Source organism: Pseudomonas sp. PDNC002 (assembly GCF_016919445.1).
GTDB lineage: Bacteria > Pseudomonadota > Gammaproteobacteria > Pseudomonadales > Pseudomonadaceae > Pseudomonas.
The window spans coordinates 4407861-4430515 of the sequence record NZ_CP070356.1 but is presented as its reverse complement, the minus strand read 5'-3'; the positions used below and the strand labels follow the sequence as shown (position 1 = coordinate 4430515).

Genomic DNA, 22655 nt, shown 5'->3' with positions numbered 1-22655 from the left:
GAGGGCGGGGGTGAGGGGCTCTGGGGAAAGGCTCAAACCTTCTTGATCGTCCGACTGCGCTGCCCATCGACACCCACCGGCACTTCGCCGCTGAGCGTCACGCGGCGCACGATGCGCGGCTGGGTGCCGTAATCGTCCACGGCGTAGTGCTGGGTCGCGCGGTTGTCCCAGATGGCCACGTCGCCCGGCTGCCAGCGCCAGCGCACGGTGTTTTCCAGGCGGGTGACGTGGCTCTGCAGCACGGCGAACAGGTGCGCCGAGTCGTGCTGCGAGAGGCCCTTCAGACGCTTGACGAAGTGCCCCAGCAGCAGCGTCTTCTCGCCACTGATGGGGTGTACGCGCACCACCGGATGCTCGGTCTCGTAGACGGTGGACGTGAAGATCTTGCGGTATTCCTCCAGGCGCGCCGGGTCGACGTTCGGGCGCACGCTCGCATAGTCGTATTCGTTGCTGTGCACGGCCCAGAGCGAGTCGGCCAGCGCCTTCAGTTCCGGCGTCAGGTCATCGTAGGCGGTGGCGGTGTTGGCCCAGACGGTGTCGCCGCCGGACTCCGGTGCTACCACGTTGCGCAGGATCGAGGCCTTGGGATAGGCGTCGACGAAGGTCACGTCGGTGTGCCAGGAGTTGGCGCGGCGGCCTTGGGCCCCGTCCAGCTCCAGCAGGTAGTGGGTGCCTTCCTGCACCGGCACGGTGGGGTGCGCCACCGGATCGCCGAGCAGCTTGGAGAAGGCTTCCTGGCCCTGGTCGTCGAGCTGGGTCTGGCCACGGAAGAAGATCACCTTGTGCTTCACCAGCGCGGCCTGGATGGCGTCGATGGTGGCAGCGTCGAGATCGCCGGAGAGGCTCACGCCGCGAATCTCCGCGCCGATGCGGCCGGCTACCGGGTGGATATCCAGATTGACCAGGCTTTGTTGATCTGAAGATTGCTGGATAGCTTGTGCTGCGTTGCTCATCTCATCGTCCTCTTGCTGTGGCAATAGAGCCGCGCGCTCGGGCGCGGCGGATGGGGATCAGAAGTCGTATCGAACCGAGGCGCCCAGGGTGCGCGGCTGCCCCACCGAGGCGGTGTAGGAGCCGTTGATGCTGGCGAAGGCGGCCAGGTAGTAGTCCTTGTCGAAGGCGTTCTTCAGCCAGATCGAGGTATCCAGTTGTCCGTCGCCGATGTCCTTGCGCAGGCCGACGGAGAAGTTCGCCAGGCCGTAGCCGTCGATCTTCGAGAGGTCGGAGTTGTCCAGCGTGCCTTCGGCGGAAGAGCGGTAGGCGTAGCTGGCGGTCAGGTAGGGCTGGATGCCGTCGTCGAGGTTCCAGGCGTATTCGCCTTTAAGGTTGGCGATCCATTTCGAAGCTCCGACCACGCGCTCACCGGTGAGGTCGCAGGTGGCCGGCGCGCCGGCCTGGGTGGAGATTTCCGCCGGGCACGGGGCGTCCTTGAACGACAGGTAGGTGACGTCGTTGTAGGAACCGTTGAAGTTCAGCCGCAGGCCGCGCACCGGCAGGGCGGTGGCTTCCCATTCCACGCCGCGCGAACGCACGCTGCCGGCGTTGGAAAGGACCTGGACCAGGGTGGTGGAGCCCGCCGGCTGGTAATAGGTGGTGGCCTGGTAGCCGTGGATGCCGGTCCAGAACAGGTTGGCGTTGAGTTGCAGGCGATCGTCGAACAGGGTCGACTTGATCCCCAGCTCGGCGTCGTTGGCGCGCTCGGGGCCGACCAGCAGGGAATCCGCGCCAGCCGTTGGCGCACTGGCCACCGCGAGGTTCACGCCGCCGGACTTCTCGCCATGGGACAGCGAGGCATAGCCCAGCAGGTCGTCGGTGAACTGGTAGCTGAGGCTCAACAGCGCCGAGGGCGAGAAGTTGTAGAGGCTCAGGTCGCCGGAGTCATAGGCGCCCAACTGGTTGCGCCGCACCACTGCGCCGGCGCCGGTGACCGGGGCGCCGCCTTCGGGGGAGAAACGCTGGACCTTGGCGTACTTCTGCTCGTAGGTCCCGCGCAGGCCGGCGGTGAAGTCGAGCTTGTCGGTCAGGTGCCAGGTGCTCTGGGCGAACAGCGCGAAGCTGTCGGTCTCGATCTTGCCGTTGGCCTTGGAGTAGGTGTTGTTCAGCGCATTCAGGTCGCTGCCGATCAGGTAGCGGTCCGCCACCGGACCGTAGTCGGTGAAGGTCTTGTTGCCCAGGTTCTGGTTGAACGCGTAGGCGCCCAGCACGTAGTCGAAGGCGCCGCCGGTGGGCGAGGCCAGGCGGATTTCCTGGGAGAACTGCCGATCGTGGACTTCCACGCCGGTGTTGTTGATCGCCGAGACGTTGAGCTGCTCGTCGTTGGCCGGGGTGAAGTGCCAGTAGCGATAGGCGCTGATGGAGGTCAGCTTGTAGCCGCCGTTGAGGTTCCAGTTGGCCTCCACCGAGCTGCCGCCCTGGTGCACGCTGACGTGCTGGCGAGCGTTGATATTGACCTTGTGGTCGTCCGGGTCGCGTACCGGCGATGCGCCCACCGAGGCGGCGCGCTGCCAGAAACGGTCGGCGGCGCCGTAGACCACCATGCTGCCGTTGCTGGAATCTTCCTCGTTGTAGTCGTTGATCCAACGCAGGTCGAAGTCCTCGCTGGGCTTGAACAGCAGTTGCCCGCGGATGCCCTGGCGCTCGCCGCCATTGAGGTAGTTGTCGTCGTGGATGTTCTTGATGTAGCCGTCGTCGCGGGTGCGGTAGGCCGAGACGCGTCCAGCCAGGGTGTCGGTCAGCGCGCCAGAGACGGTGCCCTTGCCCTGGAAGTAGCCATCCTGGCCACCGGATACCTCGACGCTGCGCTCGGGGGTGAAGGTCGGCGCGCGGGTGCTGATGTTCAGCACGCCGGCCGTGGTGTTCTTGCCGAACAGGGTGCCCTGCGGGCCGCGCAGCAGCTCCAGCTGCTCGATGTCCAGCAGGTCGAATACCGCCATGCCTGGGCGACCGAGGTAAACGTTATCCAGGTAGACCCCGGCACTGCCTTCCAGGCCGTCGCTGGCCGGGTTGTTGCCGATGCCGCGCACCGCGATGCTCGATTGCCGCGCGTGGATGAAGGCGACGTTCACGCTGGGCAGGATCTGCTGCAGGTCCTGCACCTTGTAGACGCGCTGGCTTTCCAGGGTTTCGCCGCCGACCACGGTGATCGGCGTGGGCACCTTCTGCGAGTCTTCCTCGCGGCGGCGGGCGGTGACGGTGACCTTGCCCAGGGTGGCATCGGCCTTGGCGGGTGTGGCGCTGACGGGCTTGATGGTTTCACTGGCGGTGGTGCCGTCCTCGGATTCCTCGGCGAAGACCGGCAGGGCGCCGCCCAGGGCCAGCAGCAGGACCACGGCGTAGTCCGGAGCGCGCAGCCGGCGCGGGGTGAAGAGGGAAGGCGAATGTCTCAAAGTCATGCTGTGTCCTTGGCTGTCCGCACGGTTCGCGGGCAAAAGGGGGCCGCGCCACGCAGTGGTGGCGAACGACGAATCCGGGTGTTGGCGGGTTGCGTTTGGCTGTCAGCGACAGCGGGACTGGCACATTCGCGAGGAGAGGGGGTGCAAGGCTGGCATCGGGCGACTCCTGGTCTGAGCTATATTCTTAGTTCATAAAAGAATAGATCTAGGTTTTATTCTTCGTTGACGGAATAAGAGCTTGCATTTAAAACCAGCGCATAACGAGCGGCAAATGCCTTTGCCCACTATTTTCAATGCCGGAAATGCATCATGGATTTGCGCCAACTCCGCTATTTCATCGCCCTGAATGAACACCGCAGCTTCGTCCGTGCCGCCGACGCCATGGGCATCACCCAGCCCGCTTTCAGCCGCAGCATCCAGGGCCTGGAGCAGGAACTGGGGTGCCGGCTGGTGGACCGCGGCAGCAAGGACCTGCGCCCCACCCCCGAGGGCCAGGTGGTGCTGCAGCACGCGTTGAGCCTGGTGCAGGGGGCCAACAACCTGAGCCATGCCATTGCCCGCCTGAACAAGCTGGACTCGGGCGAGTTGCGCTTCGGCAGCGGGCCGGCGCCGGCACAGAAGCTGGTATCGGATGCGGTGTCGCGCTTCGTCCAGCGTTACCCGCGCATCCACATCCAGTTCGGCGTGGACAACTGGGAGCGCCTGGCGCGCAGCCTGAGCCGCGAGGAGATCGAGTTCTTCGTCGCCGACATCCGCCATTTCGAAGCCGACCCGAACTTCCAGACCCGCGCGCTGAAGCCGCGCAGCGGCCTGTTCTTCTGCCGCGACGGACACCCGCTGCTGGCCAAGGAAAGCCTCTCCACCAACGACATGTTCGCCTACCCGCTGGCCGCCACGCTGATCCCGCCCAGCGCGCGGAAGATGCTCGCCAACCTCAGCGGCAAGATCGACGTCACCGCCAATATTCAGTGCGAGGACATGGCCTCCCTGGTACGCATCGTCAGCCAGACCGATGCCATCGGCATTGCGGTGGATGAGGCGGTGAGCGATCCGATGGAACGCGGCGAACTGGTGCGCCTGCACTTCCGCAACCTGCCGCTGAATGTCGACATCCTCCAGGCGCGTTGCGGCATCGTCACGCGCACTGGCGACCGCCTTTCGGCGGCTGCGAGGGCCATGATCGAATTGCTCGTGGACCTGGATGCCGGCGTGGACAGCGCGGTGGCGTGAGTCGCCTTGGGACGCTGTCAGCGAGCTTGCTTGCGCGTCGGCTGCGCCGTGGCTTGGGAATGTGCCTGGATGCTTTTCGCGGACAAGGTCCGCTCCTACGAAGGGTATCGGCTTTCCTGGGAGTGACGGCCTTTTCCACGATCAGCCGGGCGCGTCCCAGCGCGACACACAGGGGGGCGGACCTTTCCGCCAGGGCTTGGTAGCGTGCCTGGGCTTTTCGCGGACAAGGTCCGCTCCTACGAAGGGCATCGGCTTTCCTGGGTGGGACGGCCTTATCCACGATCAGCCGGGCGCGTCCCCGCGCGACACATTGTAGGAGCGGACCTTGTCCGCGAGTCCTCCCGGTGTCCGCGACAGTCCTCGGCTGGACCGAGCCAGCACGCACTTGCCAACCACCTTCTCAGGAAGCACGCGCCGCCTCGCGCCGTTCGGTGCGGCGCTTGAGCTTTTTCGCGTGGCGCTCCAGCCACAGGTAGACCGCGCAGGCCAGCAGCAGCGGGATGAGGAAATACAGCACCCGGTAGCCGATCAGCGCCGCCAGCAGTTCGCCACGGGAGAAGTGGTCGCGCAGGACGGTGATGAATACGGTCTCGATCACCCCGAGCCCCGCCGGCACGTGCAGCACGACCCCGGCGATGCTGCTGATCAGCAGGGTGGCGAGAACCGCCGGGTAGCTGGCCGAGTCGGGCAGCAGCGAGTAGATCAGCAACGCCATCATCGACCAGTTGCTCGCGCCGGCGATGCCCTGCAACGCGGCCAGCCGCCAGGACGGCAATTTCAGCCGATAGCGCTTCCAGCCCCAGGCGCGGCGGCGGGCGAAGCGGCAGGCGAGCAGGTAGCCGGCCCCCAGCAGCAGGAGCAGCACGCCGATGGCGCGCAGGCCGTTCTGGCCCAGGGACCAGTCGTCCGGCAGGTTCGGGTAGCCGCAGACGAAGAGCACGCCGGCCAGCAGCAAGTAGCCGTACCAGTTGGTGATCAGGCTGAAGGTCAGGATGCGGGTGATGTCCCCCGTGGTCATGCCTAGCCGGCCATACAAGCGGTAGCGCAGCGCGACGGCGCCGACCCAGGAACTCAGGTTCAGGTTGAAGGCGTTGCAGACGAAAGCCACGGTGAATACCCGTCGAACCGGCAACGGGTGGCCGATGTAGTAGCGGCTGAGCACGTCGAAGCTGCTGAAGATGGCGTAGCTGCACAGGGCGATCAGCATGCCCAGGGCCAGGGTACTGAACCGGTATTCGCGCAACAGACGGTACACCTCGTTCCAGTCGGTGGCGCGCAGGAGCAGGAACAGCAGCACCGGCAGCGCGACCAGCAAGGCGACGTTGAAGACGCGGTTGGCCCGTTTCCAGAAACGTTTGCGGGTCATGGCTGCACCTGCGATTCACCCGGTTGTTCCTCCACCGTGGCGGGGTGAAGCACTTGCCGGTGCGCCGGCAGTTGCCCGGCGATGGCGGGGAAGTGGCGCAGGAAGTGGAAGCTGAGGAACACCAGCGGCGCCCGCCACCAGTAGCCGCGCCGGGCGGCCTTGCGGGTGACGCGCCGGCAGCTGTTGTCCGAGAGTGTCTGCAGGTGTTCGTCGAGCGACGTGGCGAAGGCCGTATCCTCGATCATCAGGTTGCCTTCCAGGTTGAGCGACAGACTCAGCGGGTCGAGATTGCTGGAGCCGACCGTGGCCCATTGACCGTCCACCACCGCCACCTTGCCGTGCAGCGGACGGTCGCAGTATTCGTAGATTTCCACCCCGTCGCGCAGCAGCGTGTCATAGAGCAGCTTGCTGCACAGGCGCACCAGCGGCATGTCCGGCAGGCCCTGGAGGATCAGGCGCACGGTGACGCCGCGCCGTGCCGCATCGCGCAGGGCGCGCAACAGGCGATAGCCGGGGAAGAAGTAGGCGTTGGCGATCAGCACCCGTTGGCGGGATCGCTGGATCGCACGCAGGTAGTGCTGCTCGATGTCGGTGCGGCGTTGCAGGTTGTCGCGAATCGCCAGGCAGGTGCGGCAGGGCCCGGCCGTCGCGCCAGGCCTGACCGCATCGGCGGCGGGTACTTCGCCGTACTGGCTCAGCAGTTCCAGGCAGGCGCGGCGAATGTCCTCGACGCTGGGCCCGGCGACCTGCACCGCGTAGTCCTGCTTGGCCATGGTGCCGAAGTCGGCCAGGTGATCGGCGCAGAAGTTGATTCCGCCGACGAAGGCGACCTGCCCATCCACCACCACCAGCTTGCGGTGCAGGCGGCGGAACAGGTTGGTGCGCATGCCCAGCAGCAGGGGCTGCGGGTCGAACAGATGCAGCCGCACGCCGGCATCGAGCATGCCGCGCAGGTAGCTTTCGTCGAGGTCCGGCGTGCCATAGCCATCGGCGATCAGCTCGATGCGCACGCCGCGCTGCGCTGCCTCGATCAGGACCTGGCGCAGTTCTCGACCGACCTTGTCGTCGCGGATGATGAAGGTCTCCACCAGCACCTCGCGCTGCGCTCCGGCGACGGCCTGGAACACGCCGGGGAAGAAATCTTCGCCGTTGATCAACAGCTCGACCTGGTTTCCGTCGCGCCAACGTTCGTTCACAGGCTCACCTCGGCCAGCAGCGGCAGATGGTCGGAGAGGTGCGGCCAGGGCCTCCGGTTGAGCACTTCGCTGCCGGTGATGCCCAGGTTGCGCACGTAGATACGGTCCAGCCGCAACACCGGCCAGCGCGCCGGGAAGCTGCGCGGTTCGCCGCCGCGCGGAAACGCCGGCAGCAGGTCGTAGGCGGTCAGCAGTTCGGTCGCCCGGCAGCGCCAATCGTTGAAGTCGCCGGCCACGACCAGCGGCGCATCCAGTGGCAATCGCGCTATCAGGTTACCGAGCAGGCGCAACTGCTTCTGCCGTTGGTGTTCGCGCAGCCCCAGGTGCACGCAGACGGCGTGCAGCGGCTGCCCGCCGGGCAGGTCGATCTGTGCGTGCAGCAGGCCACGCTGCTCGTGGCGACCCACGGAAACGTCGTGGTTATCGAAGGCGCGGATCGGCAGGCGCGAGAGCAGCGCATTGCCGTGGTGGCCCTCGGGATAGACCGCGTTGCGGCCATAGGCGAAGGCCGGCCACATGCTGTCGGCGAGGAACTCGTATTGCGGGGTCTGCGGCCAGTCGGGGTGGTGCTCGGCGTGCAACTGGTGCTCGCCGTGGACTTCTTGGAGGAACACCAGGTCCGCCGAGGTCGCGCGCACCGCGTCGCGCAGTTCGTGGAGGATGAAGCGGCGGTTGAAGGCGTTGAAGCCCTTGTGGGTGTTCACCGTCAGCACTCGCAGCCGCGAGCGCTGCTTGGGTGCGTCGAGGTCGAGCGGGTTGGGTTCAGCCTGGGTCATGTCCAGTCTCCCGCAGGTTGGCCGGGTTCCTGGCGGTCCGGCAGTTCCAGGCCCAGCAGCGCCATGAGCCGGCTGGCGTCATAGGGCGCGCGGACCTTGATGTCGTTGTCGAAGTAGCAGAACACCTCGCGGTGGCGGCGATCGCCGCGGGTCGAGGTGTCGAACAGCTTGGCGTCGGCGGGCTGCAGACCGCGTTGCCAGCGACCGATGCGCTGGCTCCAGCGCTCCAGCGCGGTGTCGCCATAGCCACTGGCGTACAACTGCTGGTCACCGTGCAGGCGCAGGTAGACGAAGTCCATGGCGGTCAGGTCTTCGCCATAGGGCCATTTGCGCGGCGCGTCGGCGAACACCAGGGCAACCCCATGGCGGCGCAGCTGCTGGGCGAACGCCGCGCAGGCGAAGCTGGCGTGCCGCACTTCCATGGCATGTCGCAGCGGCCGCCGGCCAACGGCGCTGGGCCAGCGCTCCGGCGTGCGGCTGGCGGCGGACTTGGCGAGCGTGAGCGCAGCGCCGGCGGAGCGGGGCAGGAGGGCGAGGAAAGCCTCCAGGGTGTCGGCGTCGTACTTCAGGCTCGGGGGCAATTGCCAGAGGATCGGGCCGAGCTTTTCGCCCAGCTCCAGCGGCCCGGAGGCGAAGAAGTTGGCGACGCCTTCCTCGGCATCGCGCAGGCGCTTGATATGGGTGATGTAGCGCGGCGCCTTGACGCTGAAGACGAAACCCGCCGGCGTATCAGCCGCCCAGCGGCGATAGCGTTCGGGCGTCTGCAGCGCATAGAACGAGCCGTTCAGCTCGATGCTGTCGAACGCCCGCGAGGCGTAGCGCAGCTCGTCCTTCTGGCGCAGGCCTTCGGGATAGAAATCGCCGCGCCAGGGCACGTAGCGCCAGCCGGAAATGCCGATGTGCAGCGCCTTCATGGCCGTCGTCAATGGGCGTGGGCGACGCCGCGCAGCACGGTGTCGCAGGCGCGTGCGCTGCGAGCGCGGGCGATGTTGCCAAGGGATACCACGCCCACCAGGCGCTTCTGCCGGTTCAGCACGGGGAGTCGGCGCATCTGGATATCCGCCATGTTCTCCGCCACTTGCTGCAGTTCTTCGTCCTCGAAGCAGTAGTGCACGTTGCCGCTCATCACACGGCGTACCGGGGTGTCGGGGGCGAGCCCTGCGGCTACCGCGCGGACGGTGATGTCGCGGTCGGTGAGCATGCCGACCAGCATGTCGCCCTCGTTGACCAGCAGCGCACCGCTGTCGATGCGCGCCATCAGCGTGGCGGCGTCCTTGAGGCTGGTTTCCGGGGGGATGGTCTGGACGCTGTGGGTCATGATGTCGCTGATTTTCATGCTGTCCTCCTGGCGTTTCGGACGGATACGGGGCGCCCGATTCACGGGCACCTACTGGTTCCGACTGGACAGGCCCGGCGCCGTTCAGAGGGATTGCGCCCCGCTGGTCAGTCCTCGCTGCGGCGCAGGGTGAACAGGGCCAGCGCACGTCCTCCCAGCGGATAGGCGCTGCCGAAGGCCCAGCCGCGATCGCGCTGCCGAGCGTCCTCGCCGGTATCGAGCAGGTATTGCCACTCGCGGCCCTGGGCCACCTCGGGCAGCTGGAACTCCAGGTCTTCGTGGCCGGCATTGAGCAGTAGCAGCAGGGTGGCATCGCCGCCGGTGCGTCGGATGCCGGTGGGTTGCGCGCGACCGTCCATGAGCATGCCGAGGCTGCGGCGCTGCGGGTCGTGCCAGTGCTCCTCGGTCATTTCGGTGCCTTCGGCAGCGAGCCAGGTGACGTCGCGCACGCCCAGCTCCTCGTTGTATTCGCCGACCAGGAAACGCCCGCGCCGCAGGATCGGGTAGGCCTGGCGCAGGCGCACCAGGCGGTGGGTGAAGGCCAACAGTTCGCGGCCCTCGTCGTCGAGGTTCCAGTCCACCCAGCCCAGCTCGTTGTCCTGGCAATAGACGTTGTTGTTGCCCTGCTGGGTGCGGCTGAACTCGTCGCCGGCGAGCAGCATCGGGGTGCCCTGGGAGAGGATCAGCGTGGCCAGCAGGTTCTTCATCTGCCGCACCCGCAGCCGGCGAATCGCGGCGTCGTCGGTGGGGCCTTCGACGCCATGGTTCCACGAGCGGTTGTCGTCGTGGCCGTCGCGGTTGTCCTCGCCGTTGGCCTCGTTGTGCTTGTGGTCGTAGCTGACCACGTCGCGCAGGGTGAAGCCGTCGTGGGCGGTGATGAAGTTCACCGACGCGTAGGGTCGCCGGCCGCGCTGGTCATACAGGTCGCCGGAGGCGGTGAGGCGCCGCGCGAGGTCCGGCAACTGGCCTTCGTCACCCCGCCAGAAGCTGCGGACGGTGTCGCGGAAGCGGTCGTTCCATTCCACCCAGCCGGGCGGGAAACCGCCGACCTGGTAACCGCCGGGCCCGCAGTCCCAGGGTTCGGCTATCAGCTTGCGGTGGCTCAACACCGGGTCCTGGCGGCAGGCGACGAGGAAGCTGTGGCGTTCGTCGAAACCGTCGGCGTAGCGACCAAGGATCGATGCGAGGTCGAAGCGGAAACCGTCCACGCGCATCTCGGTGGCCCAGTAGCGCAGCGAGTCGGTGACCATCTGCAGCACACAGGGGTGGCTCAGGTCGAGGGTGTTGCCGGTGCCGGAATCGTTGACGTAATAGCGCCGGTTGTCGGCCTGCAGGCGGTAGTAGGAGATGTTGTCGATGCCGCGCATGCTCAGGGTAGGGCCCAGTTCGTTGCCCTCGGCGGTGTGGTTGTAGACCACGTCGAGGATCAGCTCGATGCCGGCGTCATGCAGGTGCGCGACCATCTCCTTGAATTCGTTGATGTGGCCGCTGGCCAGGTAGCGTGCCTGGGGCGCGAAGAAAGCGATGCTGTTGTAGCCCCAGTAGTTGCTCATGCCTTTTTCGAGCAGGTGCTTGTCGTCGAGGAACCCGTGCACCGGCAGCAATTCCAGGCTGGTGACGCCAAGCTGCCGCAGGTGGCGGAGCAGCTCGCTGTTCATCAGCCCGGCGCAGGTCCCGCGCAGGCGCTCGGGCACGTCCGGGTGGCGCATGCTCAGGCCACGCAGGTGCGCTTCATAGATGACGGTCTCGTTCCAGGGCACGCGGATGGGTTGCTGCTCGCCCCAGGTGAAGGCGGGGTCGATGACCTTGCACTTGGGCACGTAGGCGGCACTGTCGCGCTCGTCGAAGCTGAGGTCGGCGTCCGGCGAGCCGATGGTGTAGCCGAACAGCGACTCCGACCAGCTCAGCTCGCCCACCAGTTGGCGGGCATAGGGATCGATCAGCAGCTTGTTGGGGTTGAATCGATGCCCGGCATCCGGTTCGTACGGGCCATGGACGCGGTAGCCGTAGATCTGGCCGGGGTGCGCATCGGGCAGGTAGCCGTGCCAGATTTCATCGCTGTACTCGGGTAGCTCGATGCGTTCCAGCTCGCGCTTGCCCTGGGCGTCGAACAGGCACAGCTCGACCTTGGTGGCGTGCGCCGAGAAGAGGGCGAAGTTGACCCCCAGCCCGTCCCAGGTCGCGCCGAGCGGGAAGGGGCGGCCTTCGGTGACGCGGGAATGTGCTCGTCGGGTCATGTCCGGCTCCTGGGGTCAGACGTCTTTCGGGGCTTTGTGCTTTTCCGGTGTGGCCGGGCGTGCCCGGGGCTTGCTGATCTTCGGTGTCTTGGCGTCGGTGGTGGTGGAAGCGGCCGGCGGCTTGCGCGGTTTGCCGCTCGGTTCGTCTTGCGCCGGGCTGCTCGCCTTGGCCGGGCTGTCCGTCTTGGCTGCGGGCTTGCGTGGCGCGCGCGGGGCGGGCGTGGCTGATTCGGCTGGCACCTCGGGGTCGGCCTCGGGCAGGCTGCCCTTGCGCCGGGGCGGCTCCTGCAGGATGGCGGGCTTTTCGGGCTCTTCCTCGCCCTCGAAGCGCGGCTTCACCGGCTCTTCGTGCCCGCCGGTATTGGCAGCCTCGCTCTCCGCGAGGCTGCGCGCCATGCGCCAGTGGCGTTCGTGCTGGCCCTCGGGGCGTCCCTCGGCCTCCCAGATCTGGTAGGCCAGTTCGCGGATTCGGCGCTCGTTCAGCTTCATCGTTCACCTCCGGAAGTCAGAATGTTCACCGGGGTGTCGCGCAGCAGCTCGGCCAGTCGCGGCTCCCCGTCATGCGGATCGACAGGGCCGGCCAGCCCACTCCAGCGAATGGCGGCCAGGGAAGCAGGCAGGTGCAATCGGGTATCCCGCCAGCCCTCTGCGGGGATGTGCGGTACGGCAGAGGCACCCAGCAATGCGGCCCCGCAGCGTGGCACCACCACCAGCAGGTGCTGGCCGGCGTGGGCGCGGGCGAAGGCGACGACTCGGGCGGCATGCTCGCCGCGCACCTCCAGCGGCAGGTAGTCGCCCTGGGCGAACAACGCCGGCCAGCGCTTGCGCAGGCCCAGGGCGTGGGCCAGGAGTGCCTGCTTGATGCGCCCGTCACGCCAGCCTCGCAGCAGCGCCGGCCAGTCCGGCGCGCCGTCCAGCAGTGCCTCGTGGGCGGCGAAGTCGGGGACACGACGATTGTCCGGGTCCACCAGGCTGAAGTCCCATAACTCGCAGCCCTGGTAGAGGTCGGGCACGCCGGGCGTGGTGTTGCGCAATACGCATTGCGCCAGGGCATTGAGTGCGCCGGCGGGCATCAGCGCCTGGGCCGCCTCGGCAATGGCGCGGCGCAGCGGCGCGCCACGGTCTTCCAGCAGGATGGCGCCGAGGAAGTCGCCACAGACCTGCTCGTAGGCTTCATTGGGGGCGCTCCAGTCGCTGTCCAGCTTGGCCTCGCGAATGGCCTTGCGTTGCCATTGCTCCAGGCGTGCGTGGAACGCGCGCAGGCCCGACTCGTCGTCGACGGACAGGTCCAGCGGCCAGCTGCCCAGCAGGCATTGGTAGAGGATCAGCTCATCGCCACCGCTGGGCGCCGGGCCGCTCGGCAGCTGCCGGCGCAGCGGCGCGGCGAGCTTCCACCAGCCCCAGACCTGCTCGGCGAACCATTCGCTGCGCTCGCTGATCACCGCCAGCCGCGCGCGGTTGTCTTCACCGCGCTTGTGGTCGTGGGTAGCGGTGGCGAGCAAGGCCTGGGGGAAATCACGTTGCCGATCCTGGCAGGCGCGATGGAAGGCGTGGGCGTCGCCGCCAAGGGTTTGCGGGTCGAAGCCCACGTCATTGCGCCCGAGCGCCATGGCCGAGCGGTAGCAGGCGGTGTCTTCCAGGGATTTGGCGGCGATCGGCGGGGTGAGCTGCTGGAACCGGTCGAGCGCCAGCCTGCGCAGCTGCCGTAGCGCGCCCGGCGGCACGGCGCGCAGCGGTTCGCCGCCGAGCAGCCGATCCAGCCATTCCAGGGTGCGCCAGTCGTTCTGTTCCAGCGAGTGCCGCGCCTGTTCCAGCGCCTGGGAGAAGAAATGCCGATCCTGCGCCGAACGTTCCAGCGCACCGGCATACGTGCGGTACACCGGGAAGGCGGCAAGCAACTGGTGAAGTGCGCGGCGGATGGAGCCCAGCGGGATGTCGCGGCTGGCCAGGTCGAAGCGGGCGATGTGCCAGAGCTGCTGGGACAGCCCCTCCAGGTCGCCGGCGAACAGCGAGCCGAGCACGCGCTCACGGGCCTGGCGCACTTCCATGGCGAAGTCCTCGTGGCGGCCGCTGAACTCCCGCCAGAGGTGGCGCAACTGCGGTTCGCCAGCGGCATCGTGCTGCAACTGCGAAACCTGATTCATGAAGTCGTAGCCGGTGGTGCCGCGAACCTTCCAGTCCGCCGGCAGCCTTTCCCCGGGCGCGAGGATCTTCTCGACGTAGACCGGCGCGCCAGCGGTTGCCCGCCACAGGCGGCGACAATAGCCACGGGGGTCGGCAAGACCGTCGACATGGTCGATACGCAGGCCGTCGATCAACCCTTCGTCCATCAGCCGCAGCAGGCAGGCATGGCTCGCCGCGAAGACATCCGGGTGTTCGGCGCGCAGGCCCACCAGTTCGTTGATGTCGAAGAAACGCCGCCAGTTGATGTCGTCCGCCGCCACGCGCCAGTTGGCCAGGCGATAGGACTGCTGCTCGATCAGCCGATGCAGGCTGCGCCAGTCGTCGCGGTACGCAGCCAGCAGGCGTTCGCGCACGCCGTCGTTGGCCAGTTGCGCGGCAACCTGCTGGCACAGGCCCTGGGCCAGGTGCCGGGCCAGCGGGTGGCGATGCAGCTCGACGAAGCGCGGGGCGAGTTCCAGCAAGGCGGGCGAATCGGTATGGCAAAGGATCATGCCGTAGCTGGACGGACACAGCGGAAAGCGCTGTTCGCCATAGCGCAGCAGGAAGCGGCCGCTGGCGGCGTCGTAGTCCAGGCGGATGCGCCCATGGGTCACTTCGTCGATGTAGTCCTCGCCCAGGCACGGCAGCAGCACCTGCTGGTCCAGCAGCGGGTCGTCGCTCTGCCAGCGGATGTCGAAGAAGTGCGCGTACGGGCTGTCGAGTCCCCACTCCAGGACGTCCTGCCACCACGGGTTGGCGGCGCCGATACGCATGTGGTTGGCGACGGTGTCGACGATCAGGCCCATGCCGTTCTGCCGCAGCCCCGCCACCAGCCGGCGCAGGGCCGCTTCGCCGCCCAGCTCGTCACTGATGCGGGTCGGGTCGACCGCGTCATAGCCGTGCAGGGAGCCGGGCTGTGCGGCCAGCAGCGGCGAGGCGTAGAGGTGGCTGATCCCCAGGCGGGCGAAGTAGTCCAGCCAGGGCAACACATCGTCCAGGGTGAATGCGTGATGGAACTGCAGGCGCAGGGTGGCGCGGAGGTCAACCATGCCCGTGGCCTCCATCGCGTGCCCGCCGCAGCCGCTCCAGGCGAGCCCGCACGCTCGGTGCGTCGAGCATCTCGGCGGCGCTCTGTTCGAAGCGGCGCCGCCAGTTGGGATGGGTGTCGCCTGGCCCCGGCAGGTTCGGCTGTTCGACGCTGGCTGTCGCATCTTCCAGCGGCAGCAGCACCAGAGGGGCCGGCGTCGAACCGATGAACTCGATGGCAGCATCCAGCAGCGGCTCGGCGTCGATGCCGTGTTCGCCCAGCGCGCGGCGCAGGGCGGCGGTTTCCTGCTGGCGCGCGTTGCGCTCGTCGGCGGCGGCTTCTCGGGTGCGTTGGCCGAGCGTTTCCCGCCAGTCGATGTCGCCGCCGCGCTGCCAGCCTTCCAGAGTGGGCAGATCGTGCGTGGTGCTGGTGGCCAGCGCGCCGTCGGGCCACTGGCGGGACGGGATGAACTGGCCATGCTGTTGCTCGAACAGCAGGACGCGCATGCCGAGGATGCCGCGCTCCGCCAGTGCCTCACGCAGGCCCGGCGGCACGGTGCCGAGGTCTTCGCCGATGATCACCGCGCGGGCGCGTTCCGCCTCCAGGCAGATCAGCCGCAGCAGGTCGTCGAACGGATACTCCAGGTAGGCGCCGGCCTCGGGCGGCGCCCCGGCGGGGATCACCCAGAGTCGGCGCAGGCCGAGGATATGGTCGATGCGCAAACCGCCGACATAGCGCAGGTTGGCCCGCAGCATCTCGATGAAGGCACGGAAACCATGGCGGCGCAGACCTTCCGGGGAGAAGGCGCAGATGCCCCAGTTCTGCCCGGCGCGATTGAGGATGTCCGGCGGGCAGCCGACGCTGACGCCGGTGAGCAGTTCGTCCTGGCGCATCCAGGCCTGGCTGCCGGAGGGTTCGGCGCCCACCGCGAGGTCGGCGATCAGGCCGATGCCCATGCCGGCCTGGCGGGCATCCTGCTGGACCCGTTGCAGGCCACGGGCGATCAACCACTGGCCGAACGCCTGCTGGCTGATCGCCTGTTCCTCGTCGACCATGAAATGGCCCAGCTCGGCGCTGGCGGCGTTGCGGTATGGCTCCGGCCAGAAGCGCCAGTCCAGTCCCTCGCCGGCTTCCGCCCGGCGCAGTTGCAGGACCTGGAAGCTGCAATGCTGCAGCAGCTCGGCGCCACCCTGGTTGCGGAAGGCCAGGAAGTCGTCGTGCAGCTCGCCGCTGTCGCTCTGGAACTTCCGGTAGAGCTGCGCCAGCAGGCGGTCGCGCAGACGGGCGACCGCCAGCCAGTCGATCAGCGGCAGGCGCTCCAGGCGGGCGAATTCGTCCCCGAGCCCGGCCTCCACGATCGCCTGGCGCACCGGCTCGTCGCCCAGTACCAGACCCGGTGCGGCGTACAGCTCGTTGAACAACAGCCGGCTGGAGGGGGAATAGGGGCTGTAGATGTCCCGCGCCGCGGCAAACATGGCATGCACCGGGCTGATCGCCACGGCGTCGGCGCCCTGTTCGGCGGCGGCGCGCACGAGATGGGCCAGGGCGCCGACATCGCCGGCACCGCCATCCTGCGCGCGGCGCAGCGAATACAGTTGCACCGCCAGACCCCAGATACGCTGGCGGCCGGGGCAGCAGCGCGTCACGGACGGACAGCGCGGTGGTGCCACGGCGAGGATCAGCTCCCGCTCGCCGAGATGGAGTGGGTAATAGCCACTGGTGTCCGGCGAGGGTATCCGCCCGTGCTCGTCGACACGTCCTTCGCTGTGGGCGCTGTCGTTCTCGTTGAACAGCCGATAACGACTGCCCGGCGGGGCGGGCACGCGGACCGGCTGGCCCTGGTCGGCGGTCACGAGAGGCGGTGTTTCCCCGTGGCGCTGTTGTAGGCGCTCCAGGCTCTGCTGGATCTGCTCGGGGCTCTGTGCCGGGAAGCCGAGCGCTTCCAGCACGTTGCGCTGGACCTCGGGTGTCAGGCGCTGGGGACGGTTATCGGCGTCGATCCAGTCGACCAGCAATCCCGCTTCGCGGGCCAGGCGTTCCAGCTGCGCGGCGCTCATCCGCGTGTCTCCAGGCTCAGCACCAGCGCGGCGGCGCCCAGCCAGCCATGCCGATAGTGGGCGGCGTTCTGGCCGCAGCACAGCAGCACCTGCGCACTCTCAGCCGGCGGCTCGACGGCGATCTCGTCCGGTCCCAGGTTGAGGTCGATGCGCCACAGGCTGCCATCGCCCAGCCGCCACGTTGCCGTCAGCGCTCGCTCGCCCAGGGGCCGCGCATCCACGGCGCGACTGTCGGGCAGGTGCGGGGTCAGCCAGCGCTGCCGCAGTTGGAGGAGTCGCCGGTAATGGTCTCGCCATTGGGCGTCGCCCTGGTCCGGGCGCGGGCGCGAAGCCACGAAGGTCTGGTAGTCGTTGGGATCGGGAATCCAGGCCGCGGCGCCGGGCGAGGAGAACTTGCTGAAGCGCTTGAACTCCTCCCGTCGACCTTCGGCCACGGCCCGGGCCAGCTCGCCCTGGTAGTCGGTGAAGAACAGGAACGGCTGCTGTTCGCCCCATTCCTCTCCCATGAACAGCATTGGCACCATGGGCGATAGCAGGATCAGGGCGCTGGCTGCGCGCAAGCGGTCGGTGTGGGCCAGCGTGGTGAGGCGTTCCCCCAAGGCGCGATTGCCCACCTGGTCGTGATTCTGCAGGAAGGCGACGAAGGCCTGTGGCGTGAGGGCGCCGCTGGGCTCGCCACGGGCGATGCCGCGATAGTCGGTCTCGCCCTGGAAGGCGAAACCTTCGCGCAGGCAACGGCAAAGGCGCTGGATGGGATCGGCGGCGAAGTCGACGTAATAGCCTTCGGCCTCGCCGGTCAGCAGGACGTGCAGGCAGTGGTGCAGGTCATCGTTCCATTGCGCGTCGAAACCGTTTTCGCCCTGCAGCAGATGCGCCTCGTTGTGCTCGTTCTCCAGCACCAGGTGCAGCTCGCGCCCCTCGGCGGCCTGGCGGGCGCGGGCGGCCAGTTCGAGGAGGAATTCGGTGTCGGCGATGGCATGCACGGCGTCCAGTCGCAGGCCGTCGACGTGGTACTCCTGCACCCACATTTCCGCGTTGCCGATGAAGAACTCCCGCACCGCCGGGTGGCGGAAGTCGATCGCCGGCCCCCAGGGGGTCTGCTGGTCGGCGCGGAAGAAGTCCCCGGCATAGCGCCCCAGGTAGTTACCCTGCGGGCCGAAGTGGTTGTAGACGACATCGACGAAGACCATCAGGCCGTGACCATGGGCCGTGTCGATGAACTGCCGCAGGCCGTCCGGGTCGCCGTAGGCGCAGGACGGCGCATAGGGCAGCACGCCGTCGTAGCCCCAGTTACGGCGGCCGGGAAAGGCATTGAGCGGCATCAGTTCGATGGCGGTGACGCCCAGTTCGGCCAGTTCAGCGAGCCGGCCCTGCAAGGCGGAGAAGCCGTCGAACAGCCCGGCGTGGACCTCATACAGCACCGTCTCGTGCCAGGGCCGCCCGCGCCACGCGGGGTATCGCCAGCGGTAGGCGTCCGGGTCGACTACCCGGCTTTCGCCTTCCACGCCGCCGGCCTGGTCGCGGGAGGCGGGGTCGGCGACGCTCAGCTGGTGGTCGATCCGGTAGCGATAGGTGGAACCGGACACCGCGGGCAGTTCGGCGCTGAACCAGCCGTCACCGACGCAATCCATCGGGTGCAGCCGGCCACCGCCCAGTTCCACTTCCACGCGCCGGGCGCTGGGCGCCCAGAGCGAGAAGCGGACCTTGCCACCGGGCAGCACCTGTGCGCCATGGCGCAAGGTCATCGCACGGCCTGCGCGGGCACCCGCTGCAGCAGGCGCTGGTAGAGGGCCGTGTAGGGGCGCACGGCGTCGTACCAGGGCAGTGGCGACTCCATGGCCTTGCAGCGCATGGCGTGCAGCAGTTCGGGGTAGCGGTAGATGTTCAGCGCGCGGCGCACGGCGTCGAAGTAGCTCGCCGGGGTCTCGTCGCGGAACAGCAGGCCGGTGACGCCATCGACGATGGTGTCGGCCAGGCCGCCGGTATGGCGCGCGATGGGCAGCGAGCCGAAGCGCTGGGCATACATCTGGCTCAGCCCGCAGGGCTCGTAGCGCGACGGCATCAGCAGGAAGTCGCTGGCCGCGTAGATGCGCCGGGCGGTGGTTTCATCGAAGCCGACCTGCACGCCGACACGTCCCGGATAGCGCTCGGCCAGATCGCGCATGGCCTGTTCCAGCTCCGGCTCGCCGCAGCCGATGGACACCAGCCGGCCGCCGGCGGCGACCATCTCGTCGGCGATGGCCAGGGTCAGGTCGATGCCTTTCTGGTGCACCAGCCGCGACACCACCGCGAACAGCGGGCCGCGCCCTGGCAGTAGGCCGAACTGGCGCTCGATGAATTCGGCGTTGCGACGCTTGCCGGCAAGGCGCGAGGCGTCGAAACCTTCGATCAGGTGCGGGTCGGTCAAGGGGTCCCAGCCGGCGTCGATGCCGTGGGTTATGCCGCTGAGCTGGCCACGGTCGCGACGCTGGGCGAGCACGCCGTGCATGCCGCAGCCGAACTCCTCGCCGGTGATCTCGCGGGCATAGGTTTCGCTCACCGTGGTGATGTGGCTGGCGTGATTGATGCCCGCCTTGAGGAACGACAGCTTGCCGTAGAACTCCATGCTGTCCGGCAGGCCGGCGGTTTCCGGCAGGCCGAGTTCGGCGCCGCAGCCCATCGAGCAGGCGCCCTGGTAGCCGAGGTTGTGCACGGTGAGCACGCTGGGCGTGGCCTGCCCGCGCCAGGCCATGTAGGCGGGGGCGAGGGCGCTGGGCCAATCGTTGACGTGCAGCAGGTCGGGGCTCCAGGCCAGGCCTGTCATGCCCGCGGCGATGTCGGCGGCGGCAAGGCTCAGGCGAGCGAAGCGGATGTGGTTGTCGGGCCATTCGTGGCCGTTCTGGTCGACGTAAGGGGTGCCGGGACGGTCGTAGAGTTCCGGGCAGATCACGGCATAGACCACCAACCCGTCGGCCAGCTTCAGCTCACCGATGTCGCAGGCCGGCAGCGCGGCGCGTCCCGGCAAACGACCCACCACTTCGCAGGCGATCGCGCCCTTGAGTACCTGCGGGTAGCCGGGGATCAGCACGCGGATATCGTGCTCGTCGAGCAGTGCGCGGGGCAGGGCGGCGGAGACGTCGCCCAGGCCGCCGGCCTTGACGAAGTCGCTGAATTCGGAGGTGACGAAGAGAATCCGTTTAGGGCGCTGAACAGGCGTGCCCTCTGCCGACGGGATCGGGGTGAGGTTGATTGTGGCTTCATCCAGGCGCACGTCGGCCAGCTGGTTACGCATCGTTCGTTCCTCGCTCTCGTCAGGTGAGGGGCCGGCCATTCCTGGCGGCTCCGGGCAAAGCCTCGTGGTGCTGCCTCCTGTCTTTCGGAGGACTGGCCGCCGAAGGACGAAGTTTCGATTTTCTGCGCCGCGCTTGACCGGCGGCGGACACCTTCGCCGGCGCGCAATCGACAGCCTCGCTTCGGTGTGTGGCCGCTTCCGAGGAGGTCGTGCAGGCAGAGGCGAAAGGTGGCGCTGCGAGGCAAACCAGCAGGCGCCAGATAGAACGGCAAGCAGGGTCCGTACCAGCCTGGCGGGCAATCCCAAGTGATTGATAGAGCGGGGGAAATGTCTCGGGCGATGGCGATGTGCAACCAGCAAAGTGCACGATCGGGCGCTTCGCCGGTTGCAATATGCCTTGCCTCATCCGTCGCGACGTGGGTGGTCCTTGCCCTTGTAGTCGAGGTCCTGGGCGTGCTCCGCCGGCAGCGGCTGGCCGAGGCTTTCCTCGGCCATCTTCCAATGGCGCGCGGCCTGTCCGGCGGGTTTGCCTTCGGCGACCCAGAGGTCGTGGGCCTTCTGGCGAATCTGTGCTTCGCGGTCCTGGTTCATGCCGGGCCTCACTGTTCGTCATTTGTGTAGAACCGATGACCCTGGCGTCAGTCGAGTGTTCATACAGCCTGACCGAGGGTGCCCCCATGAACGACGCCGATCCGCCACGCCTGGTCGTGGCCTGCTCCCTGGACCCGGACGCGCAGCCCGCGGACGTGCAGACGCATCACGCGCTGGCCGCCTGGCTGGCGCAGATTCAGGGACTGGACTTCCTGGAGCGGCCACCGGAGCAGCGACAGCCCGGACAGCAGTTCTATTGGGTGCCGGATGCCACGGTGGTCGGTCGCGAGCAGGCGGCGCAACTCGGCATCCGGGGTCCGCTGGACCTGTTCGGCGGCTATGTGGAGCGAGACTTCCAGGCCGGCAAGGCCATCGTCCACCCGCTGATCGAACGGCCCACGATGACGCCGCGCGGCTGGAGCGAAGCGTTCGCTGCGCGGGTGAAACCCCTGGTGCTCGATGGCCACAGCGTGTTCTGCCACAACGACGCCCTGCGTTGCGCCAGTGCGCGTCTCGGGCGCGGCCCGCAACGCCTGAAACCGGCTGCCAGCCGGGGCGGGCAGGGGCAACAGGTGGTGGCGGATGGCGACCGGCTGGCCGAGGCCCTGGCGCGCTACGAGGAGGCCGACTACCGGCAGGGGTTGGTGATCGAGGACGACCTGAGCCAGCCGCAGACCCATAGCGTCGGACAGGTGATGATCAATGGCGTGCTGCTGAGTTATCACGGCGTCCAGCAGCAGAACTGCAACCCGCGTGGCCAACTGGTGTATGGCGGCAGCGACCTGTGGGTGGTGCGCGGTGATTTCGACTGCCTGCTGGCGCTCGACCTGGTCGCCTCGGTGCGCCAGGCGATCAGTCAGGCTGTGCAGTTCGACCGTGCCGCGCACCAGCTGTTGCCGCAGTTCCACGCCTCGCGCCGCAATTACGACGTCGCCCAGGGCGTGGATGCGCAAGGGCGCGAATGCTCGGGTGTGCTGGAGCAGTCCTGGCGCATCGGCGGTGCCAGCGGTGCGGAGCTGGCGGCCCTGGAAGCCTTCGTCGCCGATCCCGGCCTGTGCGCGGTGCGCGCGTCGACCTTCGAAATCTTCGAGGACAAGGTGCTGCCCGCGAACTGCCGCGTTCTCTATCGTGGCCCCGACGGCAATGGCGATTTCCTGATGAAGTACGCAATGGTGGAGCCCTATGTCTTCCAATGACCCGCTGCAACCTGGCGACGACCTCTATGCCAGTGACGAACCCATCGACATCGATGTCGGCGCGCTGCGTCTGCAGGGCAACTTCCTCAGCCCACGCACCCATGTGCCCGGCGTGCTGTTCGTGCACGGCTGGGGTGGCAGCCAGGAGCGCGACCTGAAGCGCGCCCGGGGTATCGCCGGCCTGGGCTGCGTGTGCCTGACCTTCGACCTCGCCGGGCATGGCGCCGGGGCAGCCTTGCAAGGCTCGATCACGCGCGAAGACAGCCTGCGCGACCTGCTGGCGGCGTATGACCGCCTCGCGGCGCATCCGCGCATCGATCTGCAGGCGATAGCGGTGGTGGGTACCAGTTATGGCGGCTATCTCGCGGCGATCCTCACCGAGTTACGCGCGGTGCGCTGGTTGGCGCTGCGGGTACCGGCGATCTATCGCGACGAGGATTGGCACGTGCCCAAGCGCGACCTGCCGCGCGAGGACCTGATGGCGTATCGCGCCAGTCGCATCCCGGCGGCCAGCAACCGCGCGCTGAAGGCTTGCTCCGGATTCGGTGGCGATGTGCTGCTGGTCGAGTCGGAGCACGACGAGTTCGTCCCGCACTCGACCATCATGAGCTACCGCGCCGCCTTCCAGCGCACCCACTCGATGACCCACAGGATCATCGACCAGGCCGACCACGCGCTGACCACCGAGATAGCGCAGGCCGCGTATACCGACATACTGGTGCGCTGGGTCACCGAGATGGTGGTGGGCGAGCGCTCCAGCCGCCTGGTGGTCGGCTGACCGGCCGGCTACCCGCTGGCGAGCCAGCGGCAACGGGTG

General features: G+C 67.8%; 17 protein-coding genes. 3 read left to right on the top strand and 14 right to left on the bottom strand.

The features are described from left to right. Nucleotides 1-32 precede the first annotated feature (32 nt). Together JVX91_RS20035 and JVX91_RS20030 are read right to left on the bottom strand one after the other, a co-directional pair. Nucleotides 33-953, bottom strand: a complete 921-nt coding sequence (locus JVX91_RS20035) for a TauD/TfdA family dioxygenase (protein ID WP_205335907.1) — start codon at nt 951-953, stop codon at nt 33-35. A 57-nt stretch (nt 954-1010) separates the two neighbouring features. Next, nucleotides 1011-3392 carry a TonB-dependent receptor gene (locus JVX91_RS20030; protein WP_205335906.1) on the bottom strand — a complete coding sequence of 794 codons (2382 nt, stop codon included), beginning with the start codon at nt 3390-3392 and terminating at the stop codon, nt 1011-1013. A 309-nt stretch (nt 3393-3701) separates the two neighbouring features. On the opposite strand from JVX91_RS20030, the gene JVX91_RS20025 reads away from it, so the two are divergent. Further along, a complete protein-coding gene (locus JVX91_RS20025; RefSeq protein WP_205335905.1) occupies nt 3702-4622 on the top strand; it encodes a LysR family transcriptional regulator in 921 nt (306 codons plus the stop codon). Nucleotides 4623-5022: 400 nt separating this feature from the next. On the opposite strand, the gene JVX91_RS20020 is transcribed toward JVX91_RS20025, so the two are convergent. The 12 genes from JVX91_RS20020 to JVX91_RS19965 all read right to left on the bottom strand — a co-directional run bounded on the left by JVX91_RS20020 (nt 5023) and on the right by JVX91_RS19965 (nt 20642). Then, the gene (locus JVX91_RS20020) at nt 5023-5988 is read right to left on the bottom strand and encodes a lysylphosphatidylglycerol synthase domain-containing protein (RefSeq protein WP_205335904.1); all 966 of its coding nucleotides are present in this window, start codon (nt 5986-5988) and stop codon (nt 5023-5025) included. Further along, nucleotides 5985-7184 (bottom strand): cardiolipin synthase ClsB, encoded by a 1200-nt coding sequence (gene clsB, locus JVX91_RS20015; protein ID WP_205335903.1) that lies wholly within the window; start codon nt 7182-7184, stop codon nt 5985-5987. Before clsB ends, JVX91_RS20020 begins: the two co-directional genes overlap by 4 nt. Further along, the gene (locus JVX91_RS20010) at nt 7181-7960 is read right to left on the bottom strand and encodes an endonuclease/exonuclease/phosphatase family protein (RefSeq protein WP_205335902.1); all 780 of its coding nucleotides are present in this window, start codon (nt 7958-7960) and stop codon (nt 7181-7183) included. Before JVX91_RS20010 ends, clsB begins: the two co-directional genes overlap by 4 nt. Beyond that, a complete protein-coding gene (locus JVX91_RS20005; RefSeq protein ID WP_205335901.1) occupies nt 7957-8874 on the bottom strand; it encodes a DUF72 domain-containing protein in 918 nt (305 codons plus the stop codon). The genes JVX91_RS20010 and JVX91_RS20005 overlap by 4 nt, the downstream gene beginning before the upstream one ends. 8 nt (nt 8875-8882) lie before the next feature. Then, nucleotides 8883-9296, bottom strand: a complete 414-nt coding sequence (locus JVX91_RS20000) for a CBS domain-containing protein (RefSeq protein WP_205335900.1) — start codon at nt 9294-9296, stop codon at nt 8883-8885. 107 nt (nt 9297-9403) lie between these two features. Then, entirely contained in the window at nt 9404-11533 is a 2130-nt protein-coding gene (gene glgX, locus JVX91_RS19995) for a glycogen debranching protein GlgX (protein ID WP_205335899.1), read from the bottom strand. Between the two features lie 15 nt (nt 11534-11548). Further along, nucleotides 11549-12022 carry a DUF2934 domain-containing protein gene (locus JVX91_RS19990; RefSeq protein WP_205335898.1) on the bottom strand — a complete coding sequence of 158 codons (474 nt, stop codon included), beginning with the start codon at nt 12020-12022 and terminating at the stop codon, nt 11549-11551. Then, the gene (treY, locus tag JVX91_RS19985) at nt 12019-14745 is read right to left on the bottom strand and encodes a malto-oligosyltrehalose synthase (protein WP_205335897.1); all 2727 of its coding nucleotides are present in this window, start codon (nt 14743-14745) and stop codon (nt 12019-12021) included. The genes JVX91_RS19990 and treY overlap by 4 nt, the downstream gene beginning before the upstream one ends. Then, entirely contained in the window at nt 14738-16780 is a 2043-nt protein-coding gene (gene malQ, locus JVX91_RS19980) for a 4-alpha-glucanotransferase (protein ID WP_205335896.1), read from the bottom strand. The genes treY and malQ overlap by 8 nt, the downstream gene beginning before the upstream one ends. Then, complete coding sequence (gene treZ / locus JVX91_RS19975) at nt 16777-18525, bottom strand: malto-oligosyltrehalose trehalohydrolase (protein WP_205335895.1); 1749 nt, start codon at nt 18523-18525, stop codon at nt 16777-16779. The genes malQ and treZ overlap by 4 nt, the downstream gene beginning before the upstream one ends. Next, nucleotides 18522-20051 (bottom strand): glycogen synthase GlgA, encoded by a 1530-nt coding sequence (glgA, locus tag JVX91_RS19970; protein ID WP_205335894.1) that lies wholly within the window; start codon nt 20049-20051, stop codon nt 18522-18524. Before glgA ends, treZ begins: the two co-directional genes overlap by 4 nt. A gap of 402 nt (nt 20052-20453) precedes the next feature. Next, nucleotides 20454-20642: a DUF2934 domain-containing protein gene (locus tag JVX91_RS19965; RefSeq protein WP_205335893.1), complete on the bottom strand. Its 189-nt coding sequence runs from the start codon at nt 20640-20642 to the stop codon at nt 20454-20456. 86 nt (nt 20643-20728) lie between these two features. Here JVX91_RS19965 and JVX91_RS19960 point away from each other — a divergent pair, with 86 nt between their 5' ends. Next, nucleotides 20729-21838, top strand: coding sequence for a DUF3182 family protein (locus JVX91_RS19960; RefSeq protein WP_205335892.1), 1110 nt, complete (start codon nt 20729-20731; stop codon nt 21836-21838). Next, nucleotides 21825-22616, top strand: a complete 792-nt coding sequence (locus tag JVX91_RS19955; protein ID WP_205335891.1) for an alpha/beta fold hydrolase — start codon at nt 21825-21827, stop codon at nt 22614-22616. The genes JVX91_RS19960 and JVX91_RS19955 overlap by 14 nt, the downstream gene beginning before the upstream one ends. The last annotated feature ends 39 nt before the right edge of the window (nt 22617-22655 follow it).

Bases quoted from the DNA above. Each gene is read 5' to 3' on its own strand.
- JVX91_RS20025 (WP_205335905.1), top strand. From the start codon at position 3,702: ATGGATTTGCGCCAACTCCGCTATTTCATCGCCCTGAATGAACACCGC.
- JVX91_RS20005 (WP_205335901.1), bottom strand. From the start codon at position 8,874: ATGAAGGCGCTGCACATCGGCATTTCCGGCTGGCGCTACGTGCCCTGG.
- treY (WP_205335897.1), bottom strand. From the start codon at position 14,745: ATGGTTGACCTCCGCGCCACCCTGCGCCTGCAGTTCCATCACGCATTC.
- JVX91_RS20020 (WP_205335904.1), bottom strand. From the start codon at position 5,988: ATGACCCGCAAACGTTTCTGGAAACGGGCCAACCGCGTCTTCAACGTC.
- JVX91_RS20000 (WP_205335900.1), bottom strand. From the start codon at position 9,296: ATGAAAATCAGCGACATCATGACCCACAGCGTCCAGACCATCCCCCCG.
- JVX91_RS19955 (WP_205335891.1), top strand. From the start codon at position 21,825: ATGTCTTCCAATGACCCGCTGCAACCTGGCGACGACCTCTATGCCAGT.
- malQ (WP_205335896.1), bottom strand. From the start codon at position 16,780: ATGAGCGCCGCGCAGCTGGAACGCCTGGCCCGCGAAGCGGGATTGCTG.
- glgX (WP_205335899.1), bottom strand. From the start codon at position 11,533: ATGACCCGACGAGCACATTCCCGCGTCACCGAAGGCCGCCCCTTCCCG.
- JVX91_RS19990 (WP_205335898.1), bottom strand. From the start codon at position 12,022: ATGAAGCTGAACGAGCGCCGAATCCGCGAACTGGCCTACCAGATCTGG.
- JVX91_RS19960 (WP_205335892.1), top strand. From the start codon at position 20,729: ATGAACGACGCCGATCCGCCACGCCTGGTCGTGGCCTGCTCCCTGGAC.
- JVX91_RS19965 (WP_205335893.1), bottom strand. From the start codon at position 20,642: ATGAACCAGGACCGCGAAGCACAGATTCGCCAGAAGGCCCACGACCTC.
- JVX91_RS20030 (WP_205335906.1), bottom strand. From the start codon at position 3,392: ATGACTTTGAGACATTCGCCTTCCCTCTTCACCCCGCGCCGGCTGCGC.
- treZ (WP_205335895.1), bottom strand. From the start codon at position 18,525: ATGACCTTGCGCCATGGCGCACAGGTGCTGCCCGGTGGCAAGGTCCGC.
- glgA (WP_205335894.1), bottom strand. From the start codon at position 20,051: ATGCGTAACCAGCTGGCCGACGTGCGCCTGGATGAAGCCACAATCAAC.
- JVX91_RS20035 (WP_205335907.1), bottom strand. From the start codon at position 953: ATGAGCAACGCAGCACAAGCTATCCAGCAATCTTCAGATCAACAAAGC.
- JVX91_RS20010 (WP_205335902.1), bottom strand. From the start codon at position 7,960: ATGACCCAGGCTGAACCCAACCCGCTCGACCTCGACGCACCCAAGCAG.